The 24793-nt window shown below is 38.3% G+C and carries 22 protein-coding genes, 1 tRNA gene, 2 pseudogenes and 1 CRISPR repeat array; of the genes and pseudogenes, 10 read left to right on the top strand and 15 right to left on the bottom strand.

Features of this window, described 5'->3' with window-relative positions; all coding sequences use genetic code 11:
• The first annotated feature begins 1 nt into the window (after nt 1).
• Nucleotides 2–637 carry a 2-polyprenyl-3-methyl-6-methoxy-1,4-benzoquinone monooxygenase gene (gene coq7 / locus DK207_RS05570; protein WP_109440306.1) on the top strand — a complete coding sequence of 212 codons (636 nt, stop codon included), beginning with the start codon at nt 2–4 and terminating at the stop codon, nt 635–637.
• Between the two features lie 42 nt (nt 638–679).
• Here coq7 and DK207_RS05565 read toward each other — a convergent pair whose 3' ends face one another.
• The 7 genes from DK207_RS05565 to DK207_RS05535 all read right to left on the bottom strand — a co-directional run bounded on the left by DK207_RS05565 (nt 680) and on the right by DK207_RS05535 (nt 8788).
• The gene (locus DK207_RS05565) at nt 680–1231 is read right to left on the bottom strand and encodes a DUF2799 domain-containing protein (RefSeq protein ID WP_109440305.1); all 552 of its coding nucleotides are present in this window, start codon (nt 1229–1231) and stop codon (nt 680–682) included.
• A gap of 39 nt (nt 1232–1270) precedes the next feature.
• Nucleotides 1271–1705 carry a 2-amino-4-hydroxy-6-hydroxymethyldihydropteridine diphosphokinase gene (locus DK207_RS05560; protein WP_109440304.1) on the bottom strand — a complete coding sequence of 145 codons (435 nt, stop codon included), beginning with the start codon at nt 1703–1705 and terminating at the stop codon, nt 1271–1273.
• Nucleotides 1662–2042, bottom strand: a complete 381-nt coding sequence (folB, locus tag DK207_RS05555) for a dihydroneopterin aldolase (protein ID WP_109440303.1) — start codon at nt 2040–2042, stop codon at nt 1662–1664. The genes DK207_RS05560 and folB overlap by 44 nt, the downstream gene beginning before the upstream one ends.
• A 103-nt stretch (nt 2043–2145) precedes the next feature.
• A complete protein-coding gene (locus DK207_RS05550) occupies nt 2146–3444 on the bottom strand; it encodes an ABC1 kinase family protein (protein WP_005081125.1) in 1299 nt (432 codons plus the stop codon).
• Between the two features lie 45 nt (nt 3445–3489).
• Nucleotides 3490–4230 (bottom strand): HesA/MoeB/ThiF family protein, encoded by a 741-nt coding sequence (locus DK207_RS05545; protein WP_416224660.1) that lies wholly within the window; start codon nt 4228–4230, stop codon nt 3490–3492.
• Nucleotides 4231–4526: 296 nt separating this feature from the next.
• Nucleotides 4527–6594: direct repeats of the CRISPR family, unit length 28 nt; unit sequence GTTCACTGCCGCATAGGCAGCTTAGAAA.
• 58 nt (nt 6595–6652) lie between these two features.
• Nucleotides 6653–7690 (bottom strand): lipase secretion chaperone, encoded by a 1038-nt coding sequence (locus tag DK207_RS05540; RefSeq protein WP_416224658.1) that lies wholly within the window; start codon nt 7688–7690, stop codon nt 6653–6655.
• Between the two features lie 78 nt (nt 7691–7768).
• Nucleotides 7769–8788 (bottom strand): lipase family alpha/beta hydrolase, encoded by a 1020-nt coding sequence (locus DK207_RS05535; RefSeq protein ID WP_109440301.1) that lies wholly within the window; start codon nt 8786–8788, stop codon nt 7769–7771.
• Nucleotides 8789–9065: 277 nt separating this feature from the next.
• Here DK207_RS05535 and DK207_RS05525 point away from each other — a divergent pair, with 277 nt between their 5' ends.
• Nucleotides 9066–10085 carry an AraC family transcriptional regulator gene (locus DK207_RS05525; protein ID WP_109440299.1) on the top strand — a complete coding sequence of 340 codons (1020 nt, stop codon included), beginning with the start codon at nt 9066–9068 and terminating at the stop codon, nt 10083–10085.
• Nucleotides 10086–10155: 70 nt separating this feature from the next.
• Here the strand turns inward: DK207_RS05525 and DK207_RS05520 are convergent, their stop codons facing one another.
• Nucleotides 10156–10839 carry a superoxide dismutase gene (locus DK207_RS05520; protein WP_109440395.1) on the bottom strand — a complete coding sequence of 228 codons (684 nt, stop codon included), beginning with the start codon at nt 10837–10839 and terminating at the stop codon, nt 10156–10158.
• A gap of 135 nt (nt 10840–10974) precedes the next feature.
• The gene (locus DK207_RS05515) at nt 10975–11745 is read right to left on the bottom strand and encodes a 3-hydroxyacyl-CoA dehydrogenase (protein ID WP_109440298.1); all 771 of its coding nucleotides are present in this window, start codon (nt 11743–11745) and stop codon (nt 10975–10977) included.
• A gap of 143 nt (nt 11746–11888) precedes the next feature.
• Here DK207_RS05515 and DK207_RS05510 point away from each other — a divergent pair, with 143 nt between their 5' ends.
• Nucleotides 11889–12947: an AraC family transcriptional regulator gene (locus tag DK207_RS05510; RefSeq protein WP_109440297.1), complete on the top strand. Its 1059-nt coding sequence runs from the start codon at nt 11889–11891 to the stop codon at nt 12945–12947.
• A gap of 16 nt (nt 12948–12963) precedes the next feature.
• The gene (locus DK207_RS05505; RefSeq protein WP_109440296.1) at nt 12964–13596 is read left to right on the top strand and encodes an FMN-binding negative transcriptional regulator; all 633 of its coding nucleotides are present in this window, start codon (nt 12964–12966) and stop codon (nt 13594–13596) included.
• Nucleotide 13597: 1 nt separating this feature from the next.
• Here the strand turns inward: DK207_RS05505 and prmC are convergent, their stop codons facing one another.
• Together prmC and prfA are read right to left on the bottom strand one after the other, a co-directional pair.
• The gene (gene prmC, locus DK207_RS05500; protein ID WP_109440295.1) at nt 13598–14410 is read right to left on the bottom strand and encodes a peptide chain release factor N(5)-glutamine methyltransferase; all 813 of its coding nucleotides are present in this window, start codon (nt 14408–14410) and stop codon (nt 13598–13600) included.
• Nucleotides 14410–15498, bottom strand: coding sequence for a peptide chain release factor 1 (gene prfA, locus DK207_RS05495; protein WP_109440294.1), 1089 nt, complete (start codon nt 15496–15498; stop codon nt 14410–14412). The genes prmC and prfA overlap by 1 nt, the downstream gene beginning before the upstream one ends.
• 381 nt (nt 15499–15879) lie before the next feature.
• On the opposite strand from prfA, the gene DK207_RS05490 reads away from it, so the two are divergent.
• A complete protein-coding gene (locus tag DK207_RS05490; protein ID WP_109440293.1) occupies nt 15880–16311 on the top strand; it encodes a hypothetical protein in 432 nt (143 codons plus the stop codon).
• A 106-nt stretch (nt 16312–16417) separates the two neighbouring features.
• Here the strand turns inward: DK207_RS05490 and glyA are convergent, their stop codons facing one another.
• Nucleotides 16418–17671, bottom strand: a complete 1254-nt coding sequence (glyA, locus tag DK207_RS05485; protein WP_109440292.1) for a serine hydroxymethyltransferase — start codon at nt 17669–17671, stop codon at nt 16418–16420.
• A 202-nt stretch (nt 17672–17873) separates the two neighbouring features.
• Here glyA and DK207_RS05480 point away from each other — a divergent pair, with 202 nt between their 5' ends.
• A complete protein-coding gene (locus tag DK207_RS05480) occupies nt 17874–18575 on the top strand; it encodes a hypothetical protein (protein WP_109440291.1) in 702 nt (233 codons plus the stop codon).
• 26 nt (nt 18576–18601) lie between these two features.
• On the opposite strand, the gene DK207_RS05475 is transcribed toward DK207_RS05480, so the two are convergent.
• Nucleotides 18602–19837, bottom strand: coding sequence for an alpha/beta hydrolase (locus DK207_RS05475; RefSeq protein ID WP_109440290.1), 1236 nt, complete (start codon nt 19835–19837; stop codon nt 18602–18604).
• Between the two features lie 250 nt (nt 19838–20087).
• Between DK207_RS05475 and DK207_RS05470 the strand changes: the two genes are divergently transcribed.
• The 4 genes and pseudogenes from DK207_RS05470 to DK207_RS05460 all read left to right on the top strand — a co-directional run bounded on the left by DK207_RS05470 (nt 20088) and on the right by DK207_RS05460 (nt 21703).
• The gene (locus tag DK207_RS05470) at nt 20088–20780 is read left to right on the top strand and encodes a 3'-5' exonuclease (RefSeq protein ID WP_109440289.1); all 693 of its coding nucleotides are present in this window, start codon (nt 20088–20090) and stop codon (nt 20778–20780) included.
• A 128-nt stretch (nt 20781–20908) separates the two neighbouring features.
• Nucleotides 20909–21113, top strand: a pseudogene (locus tag DK207_RS16075) (hypothetical protein); the annotation flags it as partial.
• Between the two features lie 155 nt (nt 21114–21268).
• Nucleotides 21269–21505 (top strand): annotated as a pseudogene (locus DK207_RS16070) (hypothetical protein); the annotation flags it as partial.
• A 122-nt stretch (nt 21506–21627) separates the two neighbouring features.
• Nucleotides 21628–21703: transfer RNA gene (locus DK207_RS05460), tRNA-Arg, on the top strand.
• A gap of 369 nt (nt 21704–22072) precedes the next feature.
• On the opposite strand, the gene DK207_RS05455 is transcribed toward DK207_RS05460, so the two are convergent.
• The gene (locus tag DK207_RS05455; protein WP_416224657.1) at nt 22073–22456 is read right to left on the bottom strand and encodes a hypothetical protein; all 384 of its coding nucleotides are present in this window, start codon (nt 22454–22456) and stop codon (nt 22073–22075) included.
• A 426-nt stretch (nt 22457–22882) separates the two neighbouring features.
• Complete coding sequence (locus DK207_RS05450) at nt 22883–24784, bottom strand: lipase family alpha/beta hydrolase (protein ID WP_109440286.1); 1902 nt, start codon at nt 24782–24784, stop codon at nt 22883–22885.
• Between the last annotated feature and the right edge of the window lie 9 nt (nt 24785–24793).

Here is a 24793-nt window from a genome sequence, read left to right as displayed (position 1 = left end):
TATGCGTCACTACACAGGTCTCGATCAACTGATCCATTCTTTCGACCAAGCATTACGCAGTTTAGTTCCAGGGGCAACAACTTCTCAGCGCAGCAATCCCGCAAATGACGAAACTGCACAACTCTGTGTCAGTGATGCTCGTCATGTCGCAGGTTTGATGCGTGTCAATCATAGTGGTGAAGTATGTGCACAAGCGCTTTATCATGGGCAGGCGCTCACTGCCAAACTACCGCATGTTCGTGAAGAAATGCAGCAAGCAGCCGTAGAAGAGCAAGATCATCTTGCTTGGTGTGAAGATCGTTTGAAAGAGTTAGATAGCCATACCAGTGTATTAAATCCAATTTGGTACGGTTTATCTTATGGTATGGGCGCAATTGCAGGCATCGCAGGCGATAAATATAGTTTAGGTTTTGTGGCTGAAACTGAACGTCAAGTGAGTCAGCATTTGCAAGAACATCTTCAACAATTACCAGAACAAGATCAACGCTCACGTAAAATCCTCGAGCAAATGAATGAAGATGAACTCCATCATCGAGATACCGCATTAAAAGCTGGTGGTGTGGATTTGCCTGTTCCTGTACGTATTACGATGACAGCCATTTCTAAACTAATGACTAAAACCAGTTATTACATCTAAAAATGAATGGCGTTATATAAAGATATAACGCCATCTTATCAATCACGGTAAACCATGTTCTGCTTTAAAACGTTCTAAATTTCGTACTGCATCCTGATAACGGAATTGCACACTATTACGATTTGACCGCACGTCTGATAAGCGCTTCTTGTATTCATCTCGATCTTTTGCAGATAAATCTTTACGATCTAACTCTCGCAAATAATAACTTACATCGCTCTGTGAACGATTAAATTCTGAATTTGCTTGATAATACTCATGTGCGACTTGATAGTAAGGGCGCAATGCTTCACGCTTTTCTATTGGACAAACACGGTAATCGCCACGCCCTTCTAATGCTTCGTTGAAAATGGATTCAGGTCTACAGTAATACCCCAATCCTTTTTGATAGCCTTTTTCGTATAAGGCCTGGTTGGGAACCACATTGGCTTTTTGACAGGATGAATAATATTTATCCAAACGAGACTCGTGTCCAGCCGAGCCATCTTTTTCACCGACACTTAACCAATTTGCAGTTTTGCATTGCTCAACACTCATCGCCGCACAACCAGAGAACAAAACCGCCATAATAGAAATGGAAACTAAAGTTTTCATCACGTTATTCCTATTGTTATCATATTCATTCTAAATAAATTACATCGTTATAATTGGATATTTTCTGTTTTGATCATATTGCAATATTTGATTTTGCCACAGCTCATACAAAGGAATCTTGACGTCTAAAGCCAGTGGTAATTTTTTAGGATTAAACTGCATCTGATCTAAGTTTTCACCCCACGCAATCACATCGATATCTAAACTAATATGATGCGATGGACGAACGCGCCCAGATTGCTGCTCCAATTTTTTTAATATATCAACAATTTCATCAATGCTTAAATGACTTTTTAATAAACACGCTGAATTCCAATAATCATCCCCCACACCATCTCGACATGGGATTTCATATATGGAAGAAAATTCCACTATGCCTAAATTCGCAATTTGAGTATAAGCAAAATTGAAATTTTCGGATTGTTGAACATTACTCGCCAGCGCGAGCGCAAAAATTGTTTCTGTTGCGTTCAAGGCGAATTCCTACTGCATTGGCTTGGGCAATGATGGCGGGTTTACGAATCGTTATAGAAATAGATTCAATTGAAGGGAAAGTATTAAACAGATTCTCAAGCACCAATTGGGCCGCATGCTCAATTAGTTTAGGTTTTGCATCTTGAATCACTTGAGCAGCAATCTCACAAATCTGTGCATAATTCAACGTATCATCCAACTCATCTGAACGGGCCGCTTGCGACAAATCATTATGAATGGTGAGATCAAGCATTAAAGGTTGAATAATTTGGCGTTCCCAATTGAAACAACCAACTACAGTATCAACCTTTAAACCTTCAATAATAATGGCATCCATCACTTAACATCTCATCTATTTAAACCATTACTAATTTTGAGTAAATGAAATCCCCCTTATAAAAAGGGGGACAAAAAGCAATTATCACTCGGTGAGGGAATTTTTAATGCTTTAACAATGAAGCAGGTTCAATATTGTGAACCATTTTCAAACGCTGGTCAGCATAAATATCGGTATACGGTGCAAGAACACGCATGAAACGATCAAAATATAACATTTGCTTGAATAATAAAGCGAAGTCACGAGGGAATTTGATGCCATGACGTTCGCCGACAGCCACCATATCCATCATAATGTCATTCAAATCTGCAGGATTCGAGCTTAAAATTTCTTGCGGATCTGCCAATAAAACACCACTAAATAAACGCTCTAAATCTGCCGCAAGCACTTGGGTATCAATCTTCTGATTGGTCATCCCCATTTTGAGCATGTTCTCAGCCATAGCGATATAATTAGTGTGCTGTAAGGCATCCATAAACGCCATACAAGCAGTCCACACTTCTGGATTTAATTGACCAACGATCCCAAAATCAATAAAACCCACTCGACCATCTTCAAGCAGCATCAGATTGCCTGCATGTAAGTCCGCATGGAAGCTTTTACACAACATTAGACTACCAAACCATGTATTCATCGCTGTAATTAATACTTGTGTTGGGTCTTTTGCATATTGTTTTACAACGTCAAAATCTGTCAGTGGCACACCATATAAACGCTGCATGGTTAAAACACGGCGTGTAGAGAATTGATGATAAACTTTTGGTGCCGTTGCAGCTTGATTGCCCGAAATATTCAAATACTGAACAAAGTCATCTAAGTTTTGTGCTTCTTCAATAAAATCAACTTCACGCACCATACGTGTTTTGATCTCATCCACAATTTCAGATAACGATGCAAATTTAATTTTTGGTACAGCTTTTTCTAAAAGTTTGGTTGCCCAGTGCACCACATTTAAATCAGTATATAAAATGGTTTCAACACCGGGTTTTTGTACCTTTAAAACTACATCTTCGCCTGTTACCAATTTGGCGGCATGAACTTGGGCAATCGAAGCTGAAGCGAGTGGGTTCTCATCAATAAAACTAAAAATCGAATTTAGATCTTTACCTTCAAACTCCTCAGCCAATACCTGCTGAATATAACTAAATGGTAAAGTTGGAGTTTGATCTAGACAGCCCTGAAACTCTTGAACATATTCACGGGGAAACAAAGATGGCGTGCTCGCGATGAATTGCCCTAATTTAATATAGGTTGAACCTAAGGATTCAAAAGTTTCACGCATCAATTTTGCATTACTAGGCTTCTCAGTTGCATATTTGACACCTGCTTGTGCTGCAACAATCACTGTTTCACCTATACGTGCAACAGATCTTAATCCATCAACTAAAATATTTCTTTTCATAATCTTTCATTGCCTCGAAGATGGCATTAGTTTAGCAAAATTTATTCAATTTACCGACGCACTTGCCTGACAAACTGGACAATTTACATCTTTTTCGAATTGCAAAATACGTTGTGTTAGATTCAAGCCATTCCAAAGCAATAATTTTTGCTTGAGTGGCATTAAACCTAAGCCCAAAAACAACAAAGTGTGATGTGCTTGTAATGACGCTATCATCACAGGTGTAGTTGCGAGCACCCCTGATTCAGCACAGCGTAAGCCTTCATTGGTCTGGTTTTCTTTAGGGAACAAACACTCATAGCATGCTGAATCCGCTTCTACCATGAACATTTGACCTTCGAAACCAATTGCTGATGCACTAATTAAAGGTACTTGATGTCTTTTACATACTGCATTGACGAGATAACGCGTTGTAAAATTATCGCAACCATCTAACACTACATCTTGATGCTGTACCAATTCATCAGCATTCGTTTCGTCAAATCGTGTATTTTGATAGCTGACTTGTATATGTGGGTTAATCTCTTGTAGATGTTTTGCCAAGATTTCAGCTTTGTATTGCCCTAAATCATGTGAGGTAAATGCGATTTGTCTTTGTAGATTACTTATCTCAATGGTATCGGCATCAACAATTGTTATTTTTCCTACACCTGCGCGAGCAAGTAACTCTGCGCTCGTACAACCGATCCCACCAGCACCAACAATCAGTACATTGGCCAATTTTAATTTTTCTTGTGCTTCAATATCCCAACCATCTAGTAAAATCTGACGGCTATATAAATGCATCTCGTCATCAGTTAATTCAAATGTATGCTCTAGATGATCAGACACGTTCCATTATCTCAAAATCGGCTTAGTGATTGCTGATTTTAAGTGGCTTATCTCATTTAGCAAAGCATTAAATGTTTGTTTGCTACGCCATTTATTTTTTGACAAATAAACTGTTTTACCCCAATATTTTTATTACTCTTTAACAGCTTAATAAAATCAATAAGTTATGAATTAGCATAAAAACTTTGGGTATTGAAGTGTTTTCCACCCCAAATCACTGTTTTTTGTTAATTTATTTATGTTATTTTATAGTTCACTGCCGCATAGGCAGCTTAGAAACGAATGTGTTGATGGCTTCGAAAAAGTTTATAGTTCACTGCCGCATAGGCAGCTTAGAAAACTCGATGCACTGCTGTCCGATTAATTCCTTGGTTCACTGCCGCATAGGCAGCTTAGAAAACACTGGTAATAATGGACACAAAGCAATGCATGTTCACTGCCGCATAGGCAGCTTAGAAAAATTTTTAATTGCCAAAGCAATATTCATTATTGTTCACTGCCGCATAGGCAGCTTAGAAACAGTGAAGAATTCTTTCCTGAAATTTCTTCAAGTTCACTGCCGCATAGGCAGCTTAGAAAATGGCGAATTTGGCAACTTTGAATATCTCTATGTTCACTGCCGCATAGGCAGCTTAGAAATTTTTGAATGCTAGTAATAATTGATGCCCAACGTTCACTGCCGCATAGGCAGCTTAGAAATTAACGCGGTCCCAGTATTTGTAAATTGCAATGTTCACTGCCGCATAGGCAGCTTAGAAATAACACTGTCTGGATTGAAGCAGCGCGAGACGGTTCACTGCCGCATAGGCAGCTTAGAAATTTGTACTGTTTAAGGGATTTCCAGACGGATTGTTCACTGCCGCATAGGCAGCTTAGAAATTATACTCGCTAAGGACTTCGCCTTCTTCGCCGTTCACTGCCGCATAGGCAGCTTAGAAAAAAGCCCTCAAAAATTTTAACCACGTCATTTAGTTCACTGCCGCATAGGCAGCTTAGAAAATAACAATACTAAAAAGCTTCTGCATCTGGATGTTCACTGCCGCATAGGCAGCTTAGAAATGCAGATTTAAATGCACAGCTTGAGGATAATCGTTCACTGCCGCATAGGCAGCTTAGAAAAACTCAGTTGCAACTTCATGATCTTGGCGCATGTTCACTGCCGCATAGGCAGCTTAGAAAATAAAAACCATTAATAAACAAATGCTTAGCATGTTCACTGCCGCATAGGCAGCTTAGAAAGTTATTCCACATTTTTCTAATTCTTTCATATAGTTCACTGCCGCATAGGCAGCTTAGAAATACTGCCTCTTCAAAAGCATTGTCGTATGCTTGTTCACTGCCGCATAGGCAGCTTAGAAAACCATGTGGCCATCTTCATACCCATTGGTCTGGTTCACTGCCGCATAGGCAGCTTAGAAAATGGAACATATTTACTAATATTGATGGCATCAGTTCACTGCCGCATAGGCAGCTTAGAAAACTGATGACTACATGGTAGTTAGACGCTACGAGTTCACTGCCGCATAGGCAGCTTAGAAAATTGATACGGAGCGTGATAAGATTAATATCGTGTTCACTGCCGCATAGGCAGCTTAGAAAAAGCATTGAGTGATATTGTTATACACCCAGCTGTTCACTGCCGCATAGGCAGCTTAGAAATTGATTACTGTATGTCTTAATCAAATCTTCCAGTTCACTGCCGCATAGGCAGCTTAGAAAAATATTTATGTTTCGGATTTGGTTTCAGGCGAGTTCACTGCCGCATAGGCAGCTTAGAAATATGGGTCAAGGCTAATTCTGAACTTTTTAAAGTTCACTGCCGCATAGGCAGCTTAGAAAAGCACCCAACAATAAACGTGCAACTAATGACGGTTCACTGCCGCATAGGCAGCTTAGAAATTTTGATAACGCGCGGGGATCGGGCGTCGGAGGTTCACTGCCGCATAGGCAGCTTAGAAATTCTTTGTATCTATAAATCGACTGAGCTTCAGGTTCACTGCCGCATAGGCAGCTTAGAAATCGCAGGGCTTCAAATATGCTATGAGTTGCTTGTTCACTGCCGCATAGGCAGCTTAGAAAAGTAGACGAGATAGTGAAATTGCTGACTTATCGTTCACTGCCGCATAGGCAGCTTAGAAAACAACTTGATCTCACTTAAATTGAATTATTGCGTTCACTGCCGCATAGGCAGCTTAGAAAAGGCCGAGGTGGACGGGCTGCAAAAGCGGGTGGTTCACTGCCGCATAGGCAGCTTAGAAATTGTTGAGCAACGATCATCTCTCCAGTTTGAAGTTCACTGCCGTATAGGCAGCTTAGAAAATAAATTAGACTCATAACAACTTGTAGAAAATGTTCACTACCGCACAGGCAACTTCCATTACGATTTCTTTCGATCATGCATCATTTCATAAGTTTGTGCTCGTAATAACTCCTCTTTGGATGTAAATGAATTATTTCTAAGCTGCTCAAGGGAGCGCTGTTTGCTCGCATCATCAACATTATTTTTTAAAATCTGATCACGTTGTGACAAATAATTATTTACCTGATTCTGCCAAACTGCTTCTTCTTGATCGACTTTCTCCAAACGATCAGCAGCCTCAACACCCAACAAACTTTCTCGCATATTCCGCAACTCTTGAGCAGAGCCACCTTGGTCTTTGATTTCTTGGGTAAGTTGTTGTAGTTCTGCAAATTGCATTGATACTTTGACACCATCGGCCAATGTAGGTGGCAATTGATCTATTAACTTTGCTAACTCAATTGCTTTTTGCTGTGAGGTTAGAGTCTTATTGGCATGTATACGCATTTGATCAATACTAAATTGATTAAAACTTCGCTCATTTCCAAAAAATGCTTGAATTTCTGCTGCATTGAAGAATTGCTGTTGTAACTTCGACATTTGATCAATAATATTTTGAAATTTATAAATTTCATCTTTTTTAAAATACGTAGTTGTTTTCAAATTTTTTAATGCATGGGTATAAGCAACATATTGATCAAGTAAATAAATCCCATAATTTGCTGCTGTTTCTGGCAAGGTAGCGCGAAGATACTGACGAATATCCTCGATCAATTCAGTTTCTGTTTTTTCTCCCAAACTCGAAAAGAAATAATCAAAACAGCTTCGAATACCTATCGTGAGTATCAATTTACCTTCTCCATCGACTTGGAGAGGACAATCAATTTCTGTGCCCTGTAAAGATGGGGCAAGTACTGGTAACTTTCCTGAGAGTTGTCCCTGCTGGTTATTTTCAAAATTTCCACTATTTAATCCACTCTGTGAATGTGAAGTATTCTGAGAGCTTTGGTCTTGAACTGATGGCTTAAATATCCAATAAATAAAAGCAAGAAAAATGATTAAACATATGATCGCAATTAAAATGATTTTTTTATTATTAAAATTCTGAACATTCATAATCCATTACTCTACTAATTTTCAACTTCCATGATCGAGCTAAGGGGGTAAATCAATTACTCCCCTATCATATATTGTTTATAAATTTAGATTTTTTAAACGGTTAGCTTGCAAACGAAATGGTGTGACAGGATTTTGTAAGAAACCAACTAAACCGAGGACTTGATTCACTTCATCAAGATGGTTAAATGCATAGTTATCACGAATCACGGTACCAAGATGGCTTGAGCAACGTGGCACCAATCCATCACTATCGCCTGGAATCAGGAGTGAAGTCGCTGTTAAAGCATAATCAAATGGATCGAGTGCATTTGTAAATGGGCTTGTTCCAGTCCATGAATAATAACGAACCCCATTACTTTCAAGTTCTCGCCCTGAACCACATGCTGTCATCGGTATTCCCGCAGGGAAACGTTGATTAAACTCTGCAGCCCCGGCAGTCGTCAGTGACCAAAGTCCAGCCAAAGAATCTTGGTCATAGTAATTACCTGAGCCTATTCCAATCAACGCGCCAAATGCATTTACGCCAGCAGAAATGATAGGTGCAGCTATAGGACCAACGGGTGACTGTGTAAAGTCATAGACAACATCCGCTACATTTGAACCTTTACCTGGTCCTGCAACAGCGGTAACTGATGCAACTTTATCTGGCATTATTCCAGCTACATATCGAATTGAATGTGTTCCATGGCTATGCCCGACCAAGTTCACTTTCTCAGCACCACTAATCGCTAAAATTTGTTTGGTCTGTAAGAGCAGTTGTTCTCCGCGTACTTCCGATGAGTTAAATGCTGCTTGTTGTGTAACAAATACATTCGCACCATTACTCACCAAATCTTCTGTAATTCCATGCCAGTACTGTAACGGACCTACAGCCGAGAACCCCGACATTCCATGGGTTAATACAATCGGATATTTTGTTTTTGCATAACTAGAGGTGACATTGGTGCTACCACCTACTGAACAAGATTTTACATCACAGTTTTGCCATGATGCTTTTGGTGATAGAAAACTAAACAAACCAGCATGTACAACTGATCCGCCGCTGATGAGCATGCCCGTCGTTAAAACTATCGCATTGAAATATTTTTTCTTCACTTTTTTGCTCCAAGCATTTTTGATTTTTATTACAACTACTTAGTCCTAAAGGATGTATGAGGATCCATTCCTAACATACACAGGACTTGCAAAGTATACTCCTTCGAAATATTGTGTGATTTTTAGACTAAAACATATGATGCCAAAATCATAACAATTCACGCCAATTTTGGTATGAAATGAAAAAAATCCGATGAATGAACATTTCCAAATTAAGTTTACTGTTTTAATTTTTATTAGATTTAAGCCAAATTGAAAAAGGAATTTTTCTAATATCATGAGTATTCCCCGCCTTCATCATCCACATTTTATTAGTAGTTCTTATGTTCATTTACTCAGTGAAGTTATAGCTCGATGGAATATTTCAGCAGCAGAACTATTTTGGAGCACAGGTGTAGAAATAGAAAAATTGCATGATATTAATTATAAAATTAGCCTAACTTCTTTCAAAAAAGTCATTGCCAGAGCGATTGATTTAACTCAAGAGCAAGGCATTGGTTTTTTTGCAAGTACACAATTAAAAATCAGTTCTCATGGTTTACTTGGTTTCACTGTTGCAATTGCCAAGAATCCACTTGATGCTATTCAAACCATCAATCAATTTGTGAGTCTGCAATGTTCTTTTGTTGATTTACATTTTGTCGTTGAAAAAGAATTGGCTTATTACAATATTATTTATGATAAATCTGTAATGGATTTTAACAATCCTTGTGACTTACAAGCTTATGAATTTAGCTGTGTTTTCTTTTTAACTGGCTTTGTGCATTTGGTAAGGTTCTTTATTCCAGATTTTAAACCAAGTATAGATCTACAATGTAAGTGCCCTGAATATTTTTCTCGTTTTGAACATATTTTAGCATCTAGCTTTGCAGAAATACATTATGAACAACCCCATACTCGCTTAATAAGCTCAGCTAAATTTTTAGAGACACCATTAAGCATGTCTGACCCACTGACGTCTGAAAAATTTAAATTATTATGTCAGAAAGAGCTTGATGAGCTGGTGGCGACACAAGATATTTTATATCGTGTTAAAAATACGATCGATGATCAAAATGAAGGTCTACTCAATATTGAGCAAGTTGCTCAAAAACTCAATCTCACCAAACGTACTTTGCAAAGGATGCTACAAGAGAAAAATGTAAGTTTTCAAATTCTTTATGATCAGGTAAGAAAATCGAAAGCACAAAAATTATTACTGAATCCTTTTATGGCAAGAGATGAAATTGCAAGGAATTTAGGTTATTCATCACTCTCTAGCTTTAATCGTGCGTATAAGCGTTGGGAAAATCAATAAAATGACCTAAATAAAAAAGTGATGGTTGCTACCATCACCTTTTTAAATTTATCCAAAATTATTTCAAGTATTACTTGCTCGCTTTTTGATAGCGATCATTTACTTTATTCCAGTTCACTACGCTCCAAAATGCTTTGGTGTAATCAGCTCGACGATTTTGATATTTCAAATAATATGCATGTTCCCAAACATCTAAACCTAATAAAGGTTGACCTTTCTTCTCTGCAATATCCATTAGCGGGTTATCTTGGTTTGGTGTCGAAGTAACTTCTAATTTACCCTGCGGATTTACGATCAACCATGCCCATCCTGAACCGAAACGGCTAGTAGCTGCTTGATTAAATTGATCTTGAAAAGCTTTAAAGGACCCAAAGTCTTGATTGATCTGCTTAAGTAACTTAGGGCTAATTTTACCTGTTTTGTCAGCTGGGGCTAATGTTTCCCAAAAGAATGCATGGTTAAAATGACCACCACCATTATTGCGAACTGCAGCATTATATTTAGAAATCTGTTGCTGAATCTGCTCAATATTCATTTTATCCAATTGTGGAAAGGTCTTGATTTCAGCATTTAAATTATCGACATAAGCTTTATGGTGTTTACCATAGTGAATTTCCATCGTTTGTTGATCGATAGCAGGCTCTAAAGCATCACTTTTATAAGGTAGAGGTGCTTGAGTAAAGTTCGCAAAAGCTGAAATACTTACACTCGAACATACCAATAACGCAAGTAAACCTTTGTTCAAATATCGCATGATCTCAATCCAATCTTGATAATAGTTTTCATTATCACTATATAAGCAAATTTGAAATGCGTCAAAATAGGCTACAAACTGATACATTAAAAAGTGAAAAGTACAGCATTAACTGCACTTTTCAAATAGATCTAATTATTTTGCGGCCATACGAATTGCGCCATCTAAACGGATCACTTCACCATTGAGATAAGAGTTTTCAGCGATATGAGCAACTAAGCGAGCAAACTCCTCAGGACGTCCTAATCGTGAAGGATAAGGAACCATTTGCCCAAGCGCATCTTGAACATTTTGTGGCAGACCTTTCAACATCGGTGTTTCCATGATACCAGGTGCAATTGTCATGATACGGATACTATGACGCGCTAACTCACGTGCAATCGGCAAAGTCATCGCAACAACAGCGCCTTTTGATGCTGAATACGCCGCTTGACCAATTTGACCATCAAAAGCCGCAACCGAAGCCGTATTAACAATCACGCCTCGATCTTCATCACCGTCTTCAACACTATTTTTACTCATTGCATCTGCCGCAAATCGCAGCATGTTAAATGTTCCAGTAACATTGATATGCAAAACTTTGGAGAACATTGCCAAATCATGTACACCATCTTTCCCTACTACTTTTGCTGATGGCCCTACCCCTGCACAATTCACCAATCCATGCAGTTGTCCGTGCTTTTCAACAACTTCTTTAAAGAACTGCTCTGCAGCTTGCTCATCAGTTACATCCAATTTAACAAACTCGGCTTGAGCACCTAGAGCTTTGGCTTGTTGTTCTCCGACCTCAGCATTCATATCCACCAAAGTCACTGAAGCACCTTTTTCAATTAAATACTCAGCTGTTGCTGCACCTAGTCCCGATCCACCGCCGGTAATAACAAAATGTTTTCCTTGAATTTTCATTTACATTTCCTATCAAATTAAAAGCTATAAATTTTTATAACTGAGAGTAATCGCAACTTTTTTTCGATACAATTCCAAAAAGTAGCAAATTTAATGCAACTTTTGAGCATTCAACTATTTACTCTCCTGTATTTCATGCGTGTATGAGCAAAAATTCTCCAATCGACCTTAATTCTGCCAAAGATACAATTTCAAATGCTTTGATACGTGAGGCATTAAGCGTTGCTGCAAGTCGTGGCTTAAATATAGTCAACATTGCAAATCGAGCTGGGATTTCAGCTGAATTATTAACTTCTGCCAAAGCTCGTATTCCCGTTACTCAATGTGCTCAATTATGGACAGAACTTGCTGAAAGTATGAATGATGAGTTTCTTGGTATGGACTCTCACCCTATGCGTCGAGGCAGTTATAAGCTGTTGGCGAAACTTGCATTTGAAGCAGATACATTAGAGCAAGCCATTCGAGAAATTCTAAAATTCCTGAGTTTAGTACTTGATGATATTCATGGTGAGTTAGTTCAAAATGGGAGCAAAGCTTATTTAATTCTGCATGATCGTGAGCAACCGAAACGAATGTTCACCTATTCTACGTTCTTGATGTTGGTGCATAGCTTAATGTGTTGGTTAAGTGATCAACGCATTGCATTTCAGAAGATGTCTTTTAAATGCCATCAGCCTGTGGAAATACAAGATTATCGAATTCGTTTTTGTGAAAACATCCAGTTTCATGCAACCCAAAATTGTATTGAGTTCGATGCACATTATCTCAAACATAAGATTAAAAAAGACAAACAAGCGTTAAATGACTTTCTGAGACATACACCCTATAACTTGATTGTGCGTTTTAAAAATGAAAATTCGCTTAGTCTTCAAATTCGTCGGCAGCTACTCTTACAACCTCCATCAGAGTGGGCTGAACTGAAAGACATTGCACAACAATTAAATATGTCTACAGCGACGATTCAAAGACGACTAAAACAAGAAGGTGTAAGTTACCAGCAACTTAAAAATGATATTCGCTGTGATATTGCGATTGAGAGACTAAGCAAGACTAACGACTCTATCCAAAGTATTAGTGATGATCTTAATTTCCATGATCCAAGTGCTTTCCATCGTGCTTTCAAAAAATGGAGTGGCGTGAGTCCAGGAAGTTACCGAAAATCTGCACCGAACAAACAAAATCGTCTAAATTACTTAGGCTAGTGAATGGAATTAACTCATGTACATCCCTAAAATATTTGAAGAAAACCGTTTAGAAGTCTTACATGATTTAATTCGCCAATATCCTTTTGCAACCCTGATCACACAAAATAATTCGGGGCTAGATGCCATGCATTTACCCGTTGAGTTGCTAGTTGATGATGAACAAAATGCGACTTTAGTTGCTCATATCGCCAAAAACAACCCACTCCATACACAGATAGAAAATGGTTCTGAAGTCCTTGTCATCTTCCAAGGTCAACAAGGATACATCACTCCCAATTGGTATCCATCTAAACAGCAACACCATCAGCATGTGCCGACTTGGAATTATCAAGTGGTTCATGTCAAAGGTAAAATTTATTTTTCTCAAGATGAAAAAATCTTACGTGGCATCTTGGCACGCCTGACTCGAACACATGAAGCCAAGCAGGACAAACCATGGAAAATGTCAGATGCACCAAGCGAATATATCGCAGAGGAATTAAGACATATTGTTGCTGTTGAAATCCAGGTATCTGAAATGGTCGGCCAGTTTAAAATGAGCCAAAATCGTGATCCGATCGATGCGATGGGAATAGTAGAGGGCTTAGAACAACAAGGTAATATTGAGTTGGCACAAGCTGTAAAGCATTCTACGCAAAGTAATTAGTCTATTTTTGTGCCAAGCTCACGCGGTCATTTCCACCATAGTCTTTGATGGTCTGGATTTGGTTAAAACCGTGCTGCTCAAAGATTTCACGCACGGCTTGTCCCTGATCATATCCATGTTCAAGGGCAATCCAACCTTCTGCTTTTAACCAATCTTTACCTTGCGCAATGATTGTTTCAATATCGGCCAAACCGTGATTAGCTGCAATCAAAGCCCGTTCTGGTTCAGATTTTAGCTTTTGCATATGTACATCATCAGGATCGATGTAAGGTGGATTAGAAACGATTAGATCAAATTTTTGTTGGCTTAAAGCCTCAAACCAAGCCCCACATGCAAAATTGACCTGAGATAAACCATGCTTTAAGGCATTTTCCTGAGCAACGTCCAATGTGGGCTGGTAAATATCAGTTGCTGTCACAGACCATTGCGGACGCTCACTTGCCAATGCCAGAGCAATTGCACCCGTTCCTGTTCCTAAATCAACAATACTTGCATGCTGATCCAGTGACAGCTTTAACACAGTTTCAACAAGGATTTCGGTATCTGGACGCGGTACTAAAGTATCGTGTGTGACTTTTAAATCGAGCGTCCAGAAAGGCTGTGAACCTGTGACATAAGCCAGTGGTTCACCTTGTTCAATGCGTGCAAGCCCATCTAGATAAGCTTGCTCTTGAATTTCAGTTAACTCTTGCTCAAGTCTTAGTTTTAATTCCAAAGAGTTCACACCTAAAATGTGTTCAAGCAGCCATAGAGCTTCTTGACGCTCATAGCTGTCTATTTCACCTTTGATTTCTAATGCTTGAGCGATATTCATCAGCCGCCATTTTCCTGTGCAAGCATTGCTAACTGATCGGCCTGATATTCACGATGCAAGCTATCCAACAATTCTGTTAAATCCCCTTCCATAATCGCATCTAACTTATATAAGGTCAGATTGATACGGTGATCGGTCATACGACCTTGTGGGTAGTTATAGGTACGAATACGCTCAGAACGATCACCAGAACCAACCAAGTCACGGCGCATTTCTGAAGTTGCAGCGTCGGCAGCTGCACGTTTGGCATTTTCTAATCTCGACACTAACAGAGCCATCGCTTTGGCTTTGTTTTTATGCTGTGAACGTTCTTCCTGACATTCCACCACTACACCAGAAGGAATATGGGTAATACGTACTGCAGAATCGGTTTTGTTAATGTGCTGACCACCCGCACCTGAAGCGCGGTAAGTATCAATACGCAAATCCGCAGGATTAATTTCAACTGTAGTATCGACATCAACTTCTGGAAGAATCGCAACGGTACACGCTGAAGTATGTACACGACCTTGAGACTCTGTCGCAGGTACACGTTGTACACGATGCGCACCGCTTTCGAATTTCAGACGGCCATATACGCCTTCACCATCAATGCGACAAATCACTTCTTTATAGCCGCCATGCTCACCTTCATTTTCTGAAAGTACTTCAATACGCCAACCTTGCGTTTCAGCATATTTACTATACATACGGAATAGATCGCCAGAGAAAATTGCCGCTTCATCGCCACCTGTTCCTGCACGAATCTCAAGATAAGCTGCATTGGCATCATTTGGATCTTTAGGAATCATTAACACATTCAATTGATCTTCAAGCTCAACTAATAGTGCTTTATTTTCTTTAATTTCTTCCTCTGCCATATCTTTGAAATCTGGATCTGATTTCATCATTTCAGCAGTTTCAATGTCTTCTTCTGCTTGACGATATTTACCCCAAACTTCGGTGATTTCAGTTAAATCATTATGTTCACGAGACAATTTACGGAAACGTTTATTGTCCGAAATCACTTCTACATCAGCGAGTAATGCAGTCAGCTCTTCGTGACGATCACAAAGTTGATCTAGTCTTAAACGGAGTGATGCTTTCATGGGCGGAATATCTCAAAATCTAAAAACTCGGTGCAAATCAAAAAAGAAGCACGAGTAAAATCAAAAAATTGCGCATAGTTTACAGATTCTACGGATCAAAAGACATAGAGAAACTGGCTAACTTAATATTACGGCATCATTTCATCACAAATTATGTTGCTTAGATAACGATAATTCATTCAGTCTGTTGAAACCTCCCATGGGCTTTATGGATAACTTATAAAGTAAGTTCAAATATAAAGCTTACCGCAACAAAACATTACAACCCATTCACTAAACCGCAATAATACGGTGAATACTCTTCACAATTTATCACTCAAACTTTGTTACATTTGCAGCCATTAGAAATGATGTCCGATAGATGATGGACATGGAGTCAAAATGAAAGCAAATATTTTATTATTGGGTGCGATCTTAGCGGGCTCAACTGTAGCAACGACAGCATATGCTGATAATGCAACACGTGTTGCTGCTACCTCTGCGCTGGGTAGTGTTGTAGGTACTGCGATTGGTAAAGAAATGGGCGGTCATAATGGTGCTCTCATTGGTTCTGCTGTAGGTGGTGCTGGTGGCGCTGCTGCGGCAAGTAGCAAACGTACTCGTACCGAAGCTGCAATTGGTGGCGGTTTAGGTGGTGTTGGTGGTTATGCTGTAGGTCGTAACATGGGTGGTACGACTGGTGGTTATATTGGAGCAGCAGCAGGTGCTGCGGGCGGTGCAGCTTTGGGTCGAAAAGTAGGTCAAGATCGTGATTACGACCAACGCCAGAACCAAAAGAAAAAATGGAAAAAGAAAAAGCATCGTCGTCATTGATAAAAGCTAAGCACCTACGGGTGCTTTTTTATGGGCTTGATAAAATCAAATCCATTTTTATTAGATAATAAAAAAGCGCCTTACGGCGCTTTTTTAGATATACAAATTAATCTGCATATACAGGGAATTTTGCACAAACTGCTTCAACTTTAGCTTTCACATCAGCAATAACTTTCTCATCACCTTTACTATCGATGATGTCAGCGATCCAACCAGCTAGTTCACGAACTTCCGATTCACCAAAACCACGCGTGGTAACTGCTGGAGTACCGATACGGATACCAGAAGTGACGAATGGAGAGCGTGGATCATTTGGAACTGAGTTTTTGTTCACAGTGATATGTGCTGCACCTAACCAAGCATCAGCATCTTTACCCGTTACATCTTGTTTGATCAAAGACAATAAGAATAAATGATTTTCTGTACCGCCAGAAACAACATCGTAATCACGCGCAATTAGAACTTCTGCCATTGCCTGAGCATTTTTAACAACTTGTTGTTGGTAAGTTTTAAACTCTTCAGACATTGCTTCTTTGAAGCAAATTGCTTTAGCAGCAATCGCATGCATCAAAGGACCACCTTGGTTGCCTGGGAATACAGCTGATTGAAGTTTTTTCTCAATTTCTTCGTTTGCTTTTGCAAGGATCAAACCAGAACGTGGACCACGAAGTGTTTTATGCGTTGTCGTCGTTGTAACATCAGCAATTTGAACTGGGTTTGGATAAACACCAGCAGCAACTAAGCCTGCAACGTGTGCCATATCAACAAATAAGTAAGCCCCAACTTTATCCGCGATATCGCGGAAACGCTGCCAGTCTACAACTTGGCTATATGCTGAGAAACCAGCAACGATCATGCGTGGCTTATGTTCTAAAGCTAAACGTTCTACTTCTTCATAATCGATTTCACCCGTTTCTGGGTTTAAACCATATTGAATCGCGTTATATGTTTTACCTGAGAAGCTTACTTTAGCACCGTGAGTTAAGTGACCACCATGCGCTAAGCTCATACCTAAAACTGTATCGCCAGGGTTAAGCAATGCTAAGTAAACTGCAGAGTTTGCTTGTGAACCTGCGTGTGGCTGAACATTTGCATAATCTGCACCAAACAATTCTTTTGCACGGTCAATTGCAAGTTGCTCGATTACATCAACATATTCACAACCGCCATAGTAGCGTTTGCCCGGATAGCCTTCTGCATATTTGTTAGTAAGTTTTGAGCCTTGAGCTTCCATTACAGCTTTAGAGCAATAGTTTTCAGAAGCAATTAACTCAATATGCGCTTCTTGGCGGTCGCCTTCAGAAGCAATCGCTTGAGCTAATTCTGGATCAAATTCAGCAATAGAGATATTGGCAAACATTAGCGGAGGGTCCTATAAATTAGGGCTTTTAAGCCGTGCTAAAGATTGGTGCGTATTGTAGCACGAAGTTTATAAGTAAGAAGAATGAAGTTTGCTTAATTCTCAATAAAAATTGCTCATGTTGATAAAAATTTCACTTTTGATTAATTAAGAATTTTCCTTAAAGTTATCATTGAGCTTTATAATTAATTGTCTAGATAAAATGATTCGCATTAACGGAAAAATTCAGCATTTAAAAACATATGATTTTTATTGTGTAAGAAATCGGAATTATGAAACTCAGATAGAACAAGAGCAAGCTGCTTTAGCCCAAACACTCATAGCAAAGTTGTTTGATATTGATGCTCGCGTTTTAGCTTATAAGATAAATAAAACTTATAAGATATATAGTTTTAAAATTGCTCATCATACAGTTATGGGGATTGCTCAACATATTTTTTTTCAAGAGGATGATGAACTCTACGTCGTTATCGATCCCAATAGCTTCACTGACATAAGTCTTGCGTATGCAATCTATCACCCAGAACAAAATCTGATTTACTCACTTCCTCAACATGGCTTCACTATAGAAGGTTTAAAAAAAAGACAGAAAACAATTGGACTGTCATTTTTTATATTAAGTTTTTTAATAAATATTTTCTTTTTAGTTAAATGGGAATCTTACGAAGAAATTTTGATAGAGTCAGCATTAGCTATGCTCGTAAGTTCATCTTTAGCCTTAATTGCATATTTTTCGGCTGGACTATTATACAAACAAGCGGTTAATGAAAGTATGCAAATTTATAAAACATTTGGTTTCAACGACATTGAAAAAATTGATTTTAAATCAGAAATCTATAAGCACGAGCCGACTGAAACAATATGTTCTGATATTGCTTTTTTAAAAGTAAAAATTCGGGAATAATTTATTTGCAAATTATTCCCAATGAATTAGTTATTAGCAGGCATTGCCATTTTTACATCATTCACAATATTCAAAATATTGTTACCATAAACTGTACCGTGATCCCATTCGGCATTTGTAATATACTGAATGTTCGAACCTTTATTCCTTGCACTCAATACCAATGCATCTGTGGCTAATTTTGGAACAGTTGTATCTTTCGCACCTTGATAAATGATTACTGGCTGATTTAGTTTAACTTGAGCTGGTTGAGAATCCTTTTCTAAAAACGTTTTAACCAATGGAATCGTCATGAAATTTGTTTGCGTACGAGGATAGTTTGTTAAATCAACATTGCTCTCCAAATACATTTGCATAGCAGCACCAAACTTACCTCCTAATACATCTGCACAATCCATTTCAGCTCGACTTGCGATTTCATCTGTAGGCGACTTAAAAATATTTAAATAGCTAAAAGTAGGCTGGAGATTACGTAGTCCAGCGGTAATCAATGCGGTGTAAGTATCCAGTTGCGCATACATACCAATTTTTTGCCCAATAGGTGCATTCTCAACTGACTCTTCCCCCCTTCTTAATATAAGTTCAAGATTTGATGCTGGCGCAATCGCAATAGTTCCTTTGTAATCAAGCTTGGCTCGACTTGCGTATTGTGCGACCCCCAAAGCTGCATGCCCACCCTGAGAATGCCCGACTGTCATCCATTGTCTTGAAGTGAGTTTTCCACGACTAGATAGATAAGCTCGTGCAGCGACCACAGCATCAGTAATCGAATAAGCTTCACTTTTTAGATTTAAAAAAGGATGTAGCTCACGCCCACTTGGTTCTCCTAAGCCTTCATAATCAGGTGCAACTACCACATAACCTGCTGTCAGGAATTGGCTAATCATAGTTTGAATAGCCACATGGGTTGCTTGACGACTTGGCGCGCATTGATCCGCAACGCCAGTTGTACCATGCGCCCATGCAACAATCTTCCATCCCGTTGCAGGCATTGGACCACTTGGAACAAACAGCAGGCTAGTTGCCATAGTCTCTTTATCATTCTGCCCTAGCATTTTATAGGTCATCACCAAGCTTTCAGATGCTACTGCACTAAAATCGGATTTTGTATAAGGCTCTGGTATGCCAACTACAGGCTGTTGAATATTATTTTCAGGTATCGTTGGTTTGGGTATATAGCTTGTATTTCCATCTCCGCCACCACAAGCGGTAAAAAACACGCTAGAACTCAGTATCACAACCGTCAATAACTTCTTTTTCATTTGATTTTCCCTTAACTATTTTCGTTATCATTATTCGCTTTAGAAATCACGTTTCTAAAGTCGTGTTATCTCTACAAGAATTACGCCTAATCACGCTTTATTTCAAGCTCTTTTTAATTTTGGTTTCTATTTATACATCACAGCGTTTAAAGATGCAGAATTCAATCTTCTAATTTGTATTCAAAATATATTTAAACCCATTTTCTTGTAAGATAAGGGCAAGACTTCAACTTTAAACGGGCCAATTTCTATGCAAACCATCATTCTAGATACTGAAACACATACACTAAATGGTTTGCCAATTGAAATTGCCTACGCCCCTATAGAAATAGCAAGCGGCAAACTCAGTTTAGACAAAAAGAAAATTTTTGATCAGTTATATCAAGTCGGTCAACCTATATCCTTCGCAGCCATGGCCGTCCATCATATTTTAGAATCTGATTTGGCTGACCAACCCTTTTATAAAGAATTCCAGCTTCCCGAAGAAACAACTTATATTATTGGCCACAATATTGATTATGACATTGCAGCAATCGCACGTTGTGGTGTGGAAATCTCTCGGTTGAAACCAATCTGCACACTTGCCTTGGCACGCCACGTATGGCCTGATGCTGAAGCACATAACATTTCAGCATTAATCTACTTAATTTCAAAAGGCAGTGATAAAGCAAGAGAAATGTTGAAAGGCGCACATCGTGCAGATGCAGATATCATCTTAACTGCCAATATTTTGATGCATATTATTCATCACCTTAATATTCAAAATATCGAGCAACTTTACCTCGCCTCTGAAGAAGCCCGTATCCCGAAATCTCTGAGTTTTGGAAAACACAAGGGAACTGCTATTCAGGATTTACCAGCAGATTATGTACAATGGCTGCTTCGTCAAAATGACCTTGATGTCTATTTACGAAAAGCACTGGAAACACAGTTGATCAAATAGATTCATCGTTCACAATTTTCATTTATTTAAAGCAAAATCATGATATTTAATAAATTGTTAATATAATTGTCACGTTTCAACTCTATCTTAGCCCCCTATCAAAGTCTTGATTGGGGAAAGACGAAAAGATGTCACATTATTTTAAAACTGAGCTAGGACAGACTGCTTTAAAACAACGGAATATTACTTTAACTGCACGTCAACGCCGCTTATTACTTTTAATTGATCACGAAGATTTTCATGAACTAAACCAAAACCATAAAGAAAAGCTCGCACCGACAGAGCTGATACATCAATTAATCGAGATGGGATTATTGGCTGAGCAAGTCACATCACCAGGCCCAGTGAATGAAATACAAATTAAACTAAATGAGGAAAATAATACTTCCGAAAAGTTAAGTCATTCGGCTCCGCTTGTAGATGTGAGGAATGCGATGAGTGAACCAATAGCATCCCCTCAAGCGATAGAAATAATAGATTCGGAAGCAGTAAACTTAGAAAAACTCGCATTTGTAGAAATTCAGCAACTGATGATCCAAACATTGAGCAATTATTGTGGCTTGATGGCACGCCCTTTAATCCAACAGATTCAGAAAGTAAAAACTTTACCTGAACTGAAAGCCTGTCAAATGCAATGGATCACTTCATTGCAAGAGTCTCGCATTACACCTACCCAGCTGAATCAAACACTTAGATTAATTAATTATTCTGTAGAGCACTTATAGTATTGTGAGTACATAATCAGGCCATTGGAACTTAAAACTGCTGCTTTAATAGCCAAGAAACAGCTTTGTTCAGGTATACATATTTACCTGCCTGTTTTTTTTCCCTATGATGTGGCTCGCATGCGCTCATAGCTCAACTGGATAGAGTACAGGTCTCCGAAGCCTGTGGCGTGGGTTCGAGTCCCGCTGAGCGCACCAAAATTAAGTATCAAATAGCTCCAAAACCCTTACAAAACAAGATTTTCATTCTTTCTTCTTTAACACGTTGTACCGTTAAATATCTTTTTGTACCGTAAAAATAACAGTACATTTTTAGCGGTATATCAAAAATCTAATATGCCGTGATTCCTAAGTGACACAAATTTAAGTGGCAACTTAGGTATTAGGGTGACCTAATTCTGTGAATCTAATGATCATTGCCACCAGACTATTTCATTAATTTAGAAAATTACATCCACAATTATTACTTATTTTTGTTTGTTGAAGCTGACTGCTAAAATTGAAAGCAATTATCAATGAAATTTTTTCTATGTTGCTTCATTTGCTGTTGGCATCCTTCTTCTGAAATTACTTATCCAAGATGTATAGTAAATATCTATCATCGATTTCTTTTTTCCTATTTTGCTTCATTTGCTCTTGATATTCTTCTTCTGAAATTACTCGTCTATCAGACGTAGACTCAATGAGCTTCGAATATCTTTTATTATCTAAAGACCTATTTTGGCCAGTATATTGAGCTTTATCATAAGCGCTCATATTAGAAGTGTGAAATAGATCTTCAGATCTTTGTGTAGCATAATTATACTTTTGATTTGCCCATTTTATTTTTAGTTGCTGTGATAACTCAAAAAAATCTACATTTTCACTGCTGTTATTCTTACTATAAACCTCATCATCTTTAGCAATTAAGATGGATGGTTTTTTTTCGAAAAAAACGTCAGTACTATACACAGGACTAATAACCACTAAGCTTATACAAAATATTAATATTCTAATCATCAAATGAATGCGCTTATAAAGAAATATGGGAATTCTTAAATTTTATATAACTTTAACAAAAAATCTACCACTCAATATCATATTCATTTAGTGCTATCTCAACTTTTCAAATAGTTTAGCCTTAGGCAGCGGCGTACTTCGCGGCTTTTTCTTATGAGGTCGCTTTTTTTGTGAAGTTAAATACCGATCAATTGGTGGTTTAGGCACAGCACTGACCATGTTTGTTTTTGCTTTAATCCCGAATCTGGGTTTGGCTTATATCGCTAGTTTTATCGCTGGATTTTCTTCGCTTACGGTTCTTACCAATAGTAAGTCACTTTATCGCGCCTTAAACGCATGCTTAACCCCTAAGAGAATCATTAATCTTAGGGGGTTTTATTATTGAGATGAGCTTGTTTGTGTTTTAGTCAAATGCAAACGCAATATACGTCGTATTTCCAAAATCGCTTCAGGGGTTTCTTGGATAGAATGTCCACCACGAATAATCAACTCTGAGGCAGCGTTGGGTAAATGAGAACTTTGATATGGCACAATTCCATCCGTCATTTTATCAACTGCCTTCAATGAAGTTGTATTGCCAACAATCGAATGATAAATAACATTTGTTTCAGGTTGAATCTGTTTACTGAGCTGCATAAAGTTAGAACCATGACTCAAATCACCAGCGCCATTTTCAATCAAACCTTTTTGGTGGGGCTTGCCTAACCCCTGACCTTGCTCAACCGCAGTATAAAACTTATAAGGCAGTTTTATAATTTTGCGAGCAATTTGTGTAAACCAGCGATCAGCATATTGTGTACCTTGATGAGGTGCAGCGATAAATATGGCTCTAGAAAAATTGGTTAAGGGCACAAATTGAAAACGTTGTTTTATGGCAGCTTGTTGTTGATATTGGGACAACTGTGCTGCATTCATTTTCTGTATCGCTGCTGATGAAATATCTGCCTGACTCACAAGTAATCGACTAATCACGCCACCCATACTATGTCCAATCAAAACAGCTTGGTGATGAGCTTGGCTTGAGGTATCAAATTGATTAAATGCTTGCTGCAGCAAAGCATGAATTTGATAACGACTTTCAAAAATTGGCATATTGGTCGAATAAAAAACATTCCAAACTTGATAGTTTTCTCTGAGATCTTCCGCCCCAATAATATCATTGGTCAAAGAAACCCAAGCCTCAGGACTGCTGGCTAGACCATGAATCAAGACCACCACTTTTTTTTGTGGATGATAGGGTTCCAACATATACAAATGCGGCATGATCAAATTTCGTTCTTTATTAATTAAAGTCCAATAACCGAGCGCACCTAAATTGTTTTTAGCCAGCCAAGCACCATAGGGCGCGGAATAATTTCCTGTGATGACATAAGAGGAGCCTTCAACTTCAACTCGTGTTGTTTGAAATGGATCAAATAAATGTATCTTAAAATTTGTATTGCCTAGTATCTCATTGGTGTTACTGGCTTTTTTAGGTTCTGCTATGGCAGTAATTGGAAAGAATTTAGGCTGATGGATATTTGGATTTGGTCGGTCTTTAAAATAATCATAGGGATTTAAAATAAATTTCGGCTGAATCGGTTTTTCGTCACGCTCAGCAACAAACTCCGCACCTAAACCATCCTGACGGTTCACAATATTAAACCCAGAAAAGTTCATGTTATAACTAGATTTAAAAGCGTTTAGTTGAAGTGTCTCTAATGCGGGATATTTTTTAAAATCCAAAAGATAACAGTGAGATTCAAAGCAAATATCGTTCAATCGACCATCACGTTTAAATGCACTTGTGAGCATTTGGGAAATGGAAACATTATAAATAATTCGTACTTGATTCAAACGATAATCAAAAATACGTTCTTGAGCTGAACTATTTGACTTAAAAAGATATGCATAACTATGACGAAGGCTCTTATCCAGAAAGCGTAATTTCTGATCCAAACAATTATTTGTCTTGCCGAGTCGATTACATTTATCAGTATTGATACTCATGGCTTTAGCTAAATAGATTTCACTCACGGCGGCATAGAGATCATCTTCTTTACCATTTATTTTTTTTATTTGATTCACACAATCATCGACGTTATTCAGACAATGTGCTTGATTTGTTTTCGTCAAATACAGAAAGTTTTCCGTTTGATAACTAAATTTATTCGTGATGAGAAAGTTATCAACTTTACTTTTCAATGAGTGACTTAATTTTTCTTCTTTTAAATGAATCACCTGACATGCACTGAGTGAAAGTAAACCACAAAGCATCAGAGAAAAATTTAAATAGCTCATTTTGTAAGT

This window comes from Acinetobacter haemolyticus (genome assembly GCF_900406815.1).
GTDB lineage: Bacteria > Pseudomonadota > Gammaproteobacteria > Pseudomonadales > Moraxellaceae > Acinetobacter > Acinetobacter haemolyticus_A.
This window is presented reverse-complemented; position numbering and strand designations above follow the sequence as displayed.

Coding starts and splice junctions, on each gene's coding strand:
- DK207_RS05550 (WP_005081125.1), bottom strand. CDS start 3,444: ATGAAAAGAAATATTTTAGTTGATGGATTAAGATCTGTTGCACGTATA.
- DK207_RS05505 (WP_109440296.1), top strand. CDS start 12,964: ATGTACATCCCTAAAATATTTGAAGAAAACCGTTTAGAAGTCTTACAT.
- DK207_RS05520 (WP_109440395.1), bottom strand. CDS start 10,839: ATGCGATATTTGAACAAAGGTTTACTTGCGTTATTGGTATGTTCGAGT.
- prmC (WP_109440295.1), bottom strand. CDS start 14,410: ATGAATATCGCTCAAGCATTAGAAATCAAAGGTGAAATAGACAGCTAT.
- DK207_RS05545 (WP_416224660.1), bottom strand. CDS start 4,230: ATGCATTTATATAGCCGTCAGATTTTACTAGATGGTTGGGATATTGAA.
- DK207_RS05510 (WP_109440297.1), top strand. CDS start 11,889: ATGAGCAAAAATTCTCCAATCGACCTTAATTCTGCCAAAGATACAATT.
- DK207_RS05565 (WP_109440305.1), bottom strand. CDS start 1,231: ATGAAAACTTTAGTTTCCATTTCTATTATGGCGGTTTTGTTCTCTGGT.
- DK207_RS05515 (WP_109440298.1), bottom strand. CDS start 11,745: ATGAAAATTCAAGGAAAACATTTTGTTATTACCGGCGGTGGATCGGGA.
- DK207_RS05480 (WP_109440291.1), top strand. CDS start 17,874: ATGATTCGCATTAACGGAAAAATTCAGCATTTAAAAACATATGATTTT.
- DK207_RS05470 (WP_109440289.1), top strand. CDS start 20,088: ATGCAAACCATCATTCTAGATACTGAAACACATACACTAAATGGTTTG.
- DK207_RS05525 (WP_109440299.1), top strand. CDS start 9,066: ATGAGTATTCCCCGCCTTCATCATCCACATTTTATTAGTAGTTCTTAT.
- DK207_RS05540 (WP_416224658.1), bottom strand. CDS start 7,690: ATGAATGTTCAGAATTTTAATAATAAAAAAATCATTTTAATTGCGATC.
- DK207_RS05490 (WP_109440293.1), top strand. CDS start 15,880: ATGAAAGCAAATATTTTATTATTGGGTGCGATCTTAGCGGGCTCAACT.
- coq7 (WP_109440306.1), top strand. CDS start 2: ATGCGTCACTACACAGGTCTCGATCAACTGATCCATTCTTTCGACCAA.
- prfA (WP_109440294.1), bottom strand. CDS start 15,498: ATGAAAGCATCACTCCGTTTAAGACTAGATCAACTTTGTGATCGTCAC.
- DK207_RS05475 (WP_109440290.1), bottom strand. CDS start 19,837: ATGAAAAAGAAGTTATTGACGGTTGTGATACTGAGTTCTAGCGTGTTT.
- glyA (WP_109440292.1), bottom strand. CDS start 17,671: ATGTTTGCCAATATCTCTATTGCTGAATTTGATCCAGAATTAGCTCAA.
- DK207_RS05450 (WP_109440286.1), bottom strand. CDS start 24,784: ATGAGCTATTTAAATTTTTCTCTGATGCTTTGTGGTTTACTTTCACTC.
- folB (WP_109440303.1), bottom strand. CDS start 2,042: ATGGATGCCATTATTATTGAAGGTTTAAAGGTTGATACTGTAGTTGGT.